The following is a 1,663-nucleotide window of genomic DNA, read 5'->3' on the forward strand; positions in this document are numbered from 1 at the left end:
CGTGCGCCGCAGCTTGTTCATGCCGAACAAGCACATGCTGAATTCCACCATCTTTGCGCAGGGCGTCGTAAAACGCACTCTGGTCGCCAGGTAGCCCGAACACATGCCGGACACCGGCGTTTTTCAGCACCCGCACCAAGGCATCAGCGGCTCGCATCTTCATATTGATCTCCTATTTACGTATTGAGGTAGCCCGATGGCTCAAGAGCCCATGTAGAGGCCACCGTTGACCTCGATCTGGGTGCCCGTGAGATAGTCGGCATGGTCCGAGCACAGGTAGGCCACCGCGTGTGCGATGTCTGCCGGTGTACCGAGGCGCTTGAGCGGAATACGCGCCGCATAGCCCTGGTTCACCTCATCGGGCACGTCTCGGATCATCTGCGTGTCGATGCGTCCCGGATTGATCGCATTGACCGTGATGTTGTACTGCCCCACGCTGCCCGCGATGGCCTTGGTCATACCCTGCAGGGCGGCTTTACCGGTCACGTAGTGGACGGGCGCCACGCCCCCGCCGCCTGTGTGCGCGGCCACCGAAGCGATGTTCACGATGCGACCGTAGTTGGCCTTGATCATCGAAGGCAGCAACAGCCGACACAAATTGAAGGCCGCATCGATGTTGACGGCCATCACGTCCTGCCAATGCGACATCGGCATGGTCCAGGGTTTCCACGGCTGGCCTTGCGGGTCGTATTTCGGGGACCAGCCGGCACCGTTGACCAGTACCTGCGGCGCCTCGTCATCGCTGGCCAACGCGCCAATACGCTCGTCCACCGCGGCGTAATCGGTAATGTCGATCTCGATGCAGCGCACCGTGTTGAAGCGACGCATCAGATCGGCGGCAGGCGCCGTGTTCCGGTCCACGAGCGTGACCTGCTTGCCGATGCGCGCGAAGTACTCGCCGATGCCCAGCCCGATGCCACCGCAGCCGCCGGTGATCAGAATCCTGTTGGCTTGAATTTCCATGACCATTGCTCCTGTCTTGAATCTTGAAGATCGACACCTGTTGTGCCGCACCAAAATGGTAACGCAACCACAAAAGCAAAGTCAATCATAATTTTTTCCTTTATTTTGTTGAAAAATTTAATGGTTCCGATACCATTTAATCCTCGGATGGCACCGAGATCTCACATCCGACTTGTCAGGCAAGCCCAATCACAACCGTGCCGGAGGTGACCGGCACCAAGGAGACACTTATGCCCCATCCAATTACGCGTCGCAGGCTTCTGGTTCATTCGATGGCAGGCGCTAGCGCCCTGGCCGTGCCGCCATGGCTGCATGCACAAACCAACGGCAAGGCGGAGCGGTGGCCCACCAGCAACATCAAGCTCATCTCCCCGTATCCCGCAGGCGGCGGAGTTGACAATTTCTGTCGAAAGCTTGCCGAGATGCTTGCACCCCGCATCGGGGTGCCTGTTATCGTGCAGAACACCACTGGCGCAGCTGGCTTGGTGGGCTCCCGGNGGAGCGGTGGCCCACCAGCAACATCAAGCTCATCTCCCCGTATCCCGCAGGCGGCGGAGTTGACAATTTCTGTCGAAAGCTTGCCGAGATGCTTGCACCCCGCATCGGGGTGCCTGTTATCGTGCAGAACACCACTGGCGCAGCTGGCTTGGTGGGCTCCCGGGCGATTGCGGCGGCAAAGCCCGATGGCGGCACCTTCGGC

General features: G+C 59.7%; 1 protein-coding gene. It reads right to left on the bottom strand.

The genetic code is table 11. The annotated features are described in order from the left end of the window. Positions 1 to 201 precede the first annotated feature (201 nt). On the bottom strand, positions 202 to 963 hold the full coding sequence (locus QZH66_RS15775) for an SDR family NAD(P)-dependent oxidoreductase (RefSeq protein ID WP_305806843.1): 762 nt from the start codon (positions 961 to 963) through the stop codon (positions 202 to 204). Positions 964 to 1,663: the final 700 nt, after the last annotated feature.

The organism is Stenotrophomonas sp. YIM B06876 (assembly GCF_030711595.1).
Lineage (GTDB): Bacteria > Pseudomonadota > Gammaproteobacteria > Xanthomonadales > Xanthomonadaceae > Stenotrophomonas.

What these genes read in the sequence shown, in the direction of transcription:
- QZH66_RS15775 (WP_305806843.1), bottom strand. Translation starts at nt 963, where the DNA reads ATGGAAATTCAAGCCAACAGGATTCTGATCACCGGCGGCTGCGGTGGC.